The sequence below is a fragment of the Burkholderia sp. Ac-20392 genome (genome assembly GCF_017104585.1).
Taxonomy (GTDB): Bacteria; Pseudomonadota; Gammaproteobacteria; order Burkholderiales; family Burkholderiaceae; genus Burkholderia; species Burkholderia lata.
On sequence record NZ_JAAGPB010000578.1, the window covers coordinates 1 to 4,533 of the forward strand.

Genomic DNA, 4,533 nt, shown 5'->3' on the forward strand with positions numbered 1-4,533 from the left:
CGCGCCGAACTCGCCGGCCGCCACCGCACCGGCGCGCCGTTCACCGCGGGCGCGCAGGTGCCGGGCGGCGTCCACTTCAGCGGCGGCTGGGCCGCCGGCATGGCCGCGAACCTCCATTCGCGGATCGCGAGCCGGGTCCTGCTGAAGATCGCGCACCGCGCGTACCGCAACGAGCAGGACGTCTACGCGCTCGCGCTCGAGCAGCCGTGGGAGCGCTGGTTCGCGGCGACGCAGACGCTGCGCGTCGACATCACCGCGATCAAGTCGCCGCTGAAGAGCCTCGAATTCGCGACGTTGCGCGTGAAGGACGCGATCTGCGACCGGATGCGCGACAAGACCGGCGCGCGCCCGAGCATCGACACCGGTGCGCCGGACGTGCGCGTGTTCGCCTTCCTGACGGCGGGCGAGTGCACGCTGTACCTCGACACGTCGGGCGAGCCGCTGTTCAAGCGCGGCTGGCGTCTCGACAAGGGCACGGCGCCGCTGCGCGAGAACCTCGCGGCCGGCATCCTGCGCCTGACGGGCTGGACGCCCGGCACGGCGCTGTACGACCCGATGTGCGGCAGCGGCACGTTCCTCGCGGAAGCCGCGCAGATCGCGCTCGGCGTGGCGCCGGGCGTCGAGCGCCGGTTCGGCTTCGAGAAACTCAAGCAATACGACATCACCGCGTGGCAGGGGCTGAAGGTCCCGGCGCTGGACGCGAAGCGCGCAGCACGCGGCAAACGCGGCGAAGCATTCGGCGTGTACGGCAGCGACATCTCCGGCGACATGCTCGAGAAGGCGCGCGCGAACCTCGAGCGTGCAGGCGTACCGTCGGTGTGGCTCAAGCAGGTCGACGCACGCGGGATGACGCCGCCGTGCGACGGCCCGGGCATCATCCTCGCGAACCCGCCGTACGGCGAGCGGATCGAAGTGCGCGGCCGCAGCGCACGCGGCGAGGTGCGCGAGACGGGCCGCAACCGCGGCAACGACGACGCGTTCCGCCGTACCCACACCGACGCACCGGACAGCGAGTTCTTCAACGCGCTCGGCGATGCGCTGAAGCAGCGCTTCACGGGCTGGCAGGCGTTCCTGCTGACGTCCGACCGTTCGCTGCCGGGCCAGCTGCGGCTGCGCGAATCGGCGAAGACACCGCTGTTCAACGGCGCGCTCGAATGCCGGCTGTTCCGCTTCGACCTGATCGCCGGCAGCGTGAAGGCGCGCCCGGCCACGCCGGAAGGCGACGCGTAATCCGCATCATGGTCGCGATGGGCCGCTTGCGCGGCCCCTCTGCGGCAACCGGAACGCCGCCGTTACCGCACCCGCGGCAACGGCGGCGTTTCGTTTCAGTGCTTCGAGCTCTCCCAGCGCCCCATCGTGAACGGCAGCGCCTGCCCCGTCTCGAGCAGCGTCTTGAGGCTCGACAGCACGACCGGCCAGCCACCGCGAATCCCGCGATCCATCTCCGAGCCCGGCTCCAGCCCGTCGTGCGTGACGGTCAGCTTCACGACGCCCTCGTGCGGCTCGACGAGATAGGTCACGCGCGATTCCCCGCTCTCCCCCGACGGCGTGCGCCACGTGACGACCAGCTTGCGTGGCGGATCGTTCTCGACCACTTCGCCGACGATGTCGACCCGCGACGGATCGTCGTAGTCCTGATGTTCCCAGCGCGAGCCCGGCCGCCAGTCGGGCGACGCATTGCGGTGCCGCACCCAGTAGTCCTTCGTCAGCTCGGCGTTGGTGAGCGCATCGAACACACGCTGGGGCGTCGATGCGATGAACGTCACGTACACAAAGGCGGGATTACTCATCGTTGTCTCCAGGATCGCCGGCCGCTTCCAGCCCGCGCTTGAGATCCGCCAGCGCCTGCAGGCGCTGACGCTCGAACTTGCCGATCCAGCGTTCCGCGATGTCGTGGATCGGCACCGGATTCAGGTAATGCAGCTTCTCCCTGCCGCGCCATGTCGTCGCGACGAGATTCGCGGCCTCGAGCAGCGCGAGATGCTTGCTCACGGCCTGCCGGCTCATCGCGAGCCCGTCGCACAGCTCGGACAGGGTCTGCCCGCTTTTCGCGTGCAGCAAATCGAGCAACTGGCGGCGCGTGGCGTCGGCCAGCGCCTTGAAAACGAGATCCATGCCACTCCCGGGTCAATGACCTTATTATGCAACCAAATGGTTGCATGTCAAGGCTGACAACTCTACTGACAATACGGTGTCAGCAGGCCGCGATCACACTGCAATCCCGGCGCAATGCAAGGCTGGTTTCCGCACCGAACCCGAACAACAAACCACGCAACTAGGAGCGCGTCATGACATCCGCAACTGCCACCCCCACCCTCGAGCGCGCGATCGCGTGGTTCGACATTCCGTCCCTCGATTTCGACCGGGCGATCCGCTTTTACGAAACCGTGCTGCAAACGACGCTGCAGCGCGCAGTCATCGGCGGCGTGCCGATGGCCACGTTCGACCGCGACGCATCGAGCACGGGCGGCAGCATCGTGTTCGATCCGCAGCAACTGAAGCCGAGCGCGAACGGCGTGCTCGTCTACCTGAACGCCGGCGAATCGGTCGTCGCGGCGCTCGAACGCGCGAAGCGCGCGGGCGGCGTCGTGCAGGGCGCGGTCATCGAGCTGCCGAACAACTACGGCTACGTCGGCTACCTGATCGACACGGAAGGCAACCGCGTCGGCCTGCACGCGCCGAAATGCCACTGAGCGCGGCGGCCGTCGGGCTCGCGCGGCGCTATCATCGCGAAGTCCCCACTGCCGTTGGAGTCGAGGTGCCGTCATGACGCGCCGTGCCGACCGCCTGTTCCAGATCGCCGAGCTCTTGCGCGGGCGTCGTCTCACGACCGCGCAGCAGCTGGCCGACTGGCTGTCGGTGTCGCCGCGCACGGTCTATCGCGACGTACGCGACCTGCAACTGTCAGGGGTGCCGATCGAAGGCGAAGCCGGCATCGGCTACCGGCTGAACCGCAACGCGAGCCTGCCGCCGCTCACGTTCACGGCCGAGGAGCTCGCTGCGCTCGCCACCGGTGCACGCATGCTCGAAACCTGGGGCGGTGCGCGCTTCGCGAGCGGCGCGCGTTCGGCGCTCGCGAAGATTGCGTCGGCGATGCCGGCCGACAAGCGCACGGCGCTCGACCGCCTGCCGGTGTTCGCGCCGTCGTTCCACATCGACGAGACATTTTGTGCGAAGGTCGACGCGATCCACCAGGCCATCGACACGCACCACGTCGTCAGCTTCGACTACCGCGACCGGCTCGGCGCGCATTCGCAACGCCGCGTATGGCCGCTGGGGCTCGTCTACTGGGGAGGACGCTGGACGATCGGCGCGTGGTGCGAGCTGCGCGGCGATTTCCGCACCTTCGACATTGCGCGGATGGGCGACATCATCGTGCATGAGCAGTTTCCGGACATGGAGGGACGGCGGATCGCCGACTACATGCGGATCGCGGAAGCGCCGATGCGCTGATGCAGCACGGCGGCGTGCGCACCGCGCGCCGCCGCCGTTCATGTTCCGGGCCGCCGCGCGGTGCCCGGCCCCCGTTCCCTACGCGCCGAACACCACCGTCCGCTTCGGCCGCTCGTCGACGTGCAGCGAGAACACGTCGGGGCGCGCGTAATGCCCGACCACGTCGAAGTCGTAGCGCGCCCGCACGAGTTCGTCGGTATCGATGCGCGCGGTGACGAGCCCGGCTTCGCCGATCAGCGGCTCCGTCAACAGGTCGCCGAGCGGCCCGACGATCACGCTGCCGCCGCGGATCAGCGGCCGCTCAGGATCCCAGCCCGGCACGTCGATGCCGAGCGCGCGCGGCGACGGCTGCACCTGGCAGGCGCTGACGACGAAGCAGCGCCCTTCATGCGCGATATGCCGCATCGAGCTCTGCCAGACGTCGCGCTCGTCGACGGTCGGCGCGCACCAGATCTGCACGCCTTTCGCATACATCGCGCAGCGCAACAGCGGCATGTGGTTCTCCCAGCAGATCGCGGCGCCCGCGCGGCCCGCGGCCGTGTCGACGACGGGCAGCGTCGAGCCGTCGCCCTGCCCCCAGATCAGCCGCTCGGTGCCGGTCGGCATCAGCTTGCGGTGCTTCGCCACGAGCCCGTCGCGCGGATCGAAGAACAGCGCCGTGCAGTACAGCGTGCTGCCGCCGCGCTCGATCACGCCGACCACGAGGCTCGCTCCCGTGCGCTGCGACAGCGCGGCCAGTTCGTCGGTTTCCGGCCCCGGCACGTCGATCGCCTGCGCGGCGTAGCGCGCATACGCGTCGCGGCCTTCGGGCAGCCGGTAGCCGAGCCGCGTGCCGAAGATCTCGCCTTTCGGATAGCCGCCGAGCACGGCCTCGGGCAACACGACGAGCGACGCGCCGCTGTCGCGGATCGCGGTTTCGTAGCCGAGGATCGTATCGAGCGTGGCGCGCGTGCCGGCGGGCGAAGCGCCGATCTGCAGCGCGGCGATGACTGATGTGGACATGAAGGCGTCTCCGATGAATGGGGTAACGCCATCTTTATCTATATGATGTCATCGATCAAATCGATAGAACGATAAGTG

Annotated in this window: 6 protein-coding genes; 3 read left to right on the plus strand and 3 right to left on the minus strand. The window is 68.8% G+C overall.

Annotated features, from left to right (window positions below):
* Window positions 1-1,230, plus strand: a 1,230-nt coding sequence (locus G3N99_RS34820) for a class I SAM-dependent RNA methyltransferase (RefSeq protein ID WP_206124636.1), incomplete at its 5' end; no start/stop codon positions are given.
* A 95-nt stretch (window positions 1,231-1,325) separates the two neighbouring features.
* Here G3N99_RS34820 and G3N99_RS34825 read toward each other — a convergent pair.
* The gene (locus G3N99_RS34825; RefSeq protein WP_206124637.1) at window positions 1,326-1,790 is read right to left on the minus strand and encodes an SRPBCC family protein; all 465 of its coding nucleotides are present in this window, start codon (window positions 1,788-1,790) and stop codon (window positions 1,326-1,328) included.
* Window positions 1,783-2,115, minus strand: a complete 333-nt coding sequence (locus G3N99_RS34830; RefSeq protein ID WP_011350981.1) for a winged helix-turn-helix domain-containing protein — start codon at window positions 2,113-2,115, stop codon at window positions 1,783-1,785. The genes G3N99_RS34825 and G3N99_RS34830 overlap by 8 nt, the downstream gene beginning before the upstream one ends.
* Window positions 2,116-2,288: 173 nt before the next feature.
* Here G3N99_RS34830 and G3N99_RS34835 point away from each other — a divergent pair, with 173 nt between their 5' ends.
* Both G3N99_RS34835 and G3N99_RS34840 read left to right on the plus strand, forming a co-directional pair.
* A complete protein-coding gene (locus G3N99_RS34835) occupies window positions 2,289-2,693 on the plus strand; it encodes a VOC family protein (protein WP_206124638.1) in 405 nt (134 codons plus the stop codon).
* A gap of 73 nt (window positions 2,694-2,766) precedes the next feature.
* Window positions 2,767-3,453: a YafY family protein gene (locus G3N99_RS34840; protein WP_011350979.1), complete on the plus strand. Its 687-nt coding sequence runs from the start codon at window positions 2,767-2,769 to the stop codon at window positions 3,451-3,453.
* Window positions 3,454-3,531: 78 nt separating this feature from the next.
* Here G3N99_RS34840 and G3N99_RS34845 read toward each other — a convergent pair whose 3' ends face one another.
* A complete protein-coding gene (locus tag G3N99_RS34845; protein ID WP_174946180.1) occupies window positions 3,532-4,455 on the minus strand; it encodes a carbon-nitrogen hydrolase family protein in 924 nt (307 codons plus the stop codon).
* Window positions 4,456-4,533 lie beyond the last annotated feature (78 nt).

What these genes read in the sequence shown, in the direction of transcription:
- G3N99_RS34835 (WP_206124638.1), top strand. Translation starts at nt 2,289, where the DNA reads ATGACATCCGCAACTGCCACCCCCACCCTCGAGCGCGCGATCGCGTGG.
- G3N99_RS34830 (WP_011350981.1), bottom strand. Translation starts at nt 2,115, where the DNA reads ATGGATCTCGTTTTCAAGGCGCTGGCCGACGCCACGCGCCGCCAGTTG.
- G3N99_RS34825 (WP_206124637.1), bottom strand. Translation starts at nt 1,790, where the DNA reads ATGAGTAATCCCGCCTTTGTGTACGTGACGTTCATCGCATCGACGCCC.
- G3N99_RS34840 (WP_011350979.1), top strand. Translation starts at nt 2,767, where the DNA reads ATGACGCGCCGTGCCGACCGCCTGTTCCAGATCGCCGAGCTCTTGCGC.
- G3N99_RS34845 (WP_174946180.1), bottom strand. Translation starts at nt 4,455, where the DNA reads ATGTCCACATCAGTCATCGCCGCGCTGCAGATCGGCGCTTCGCCCGCC.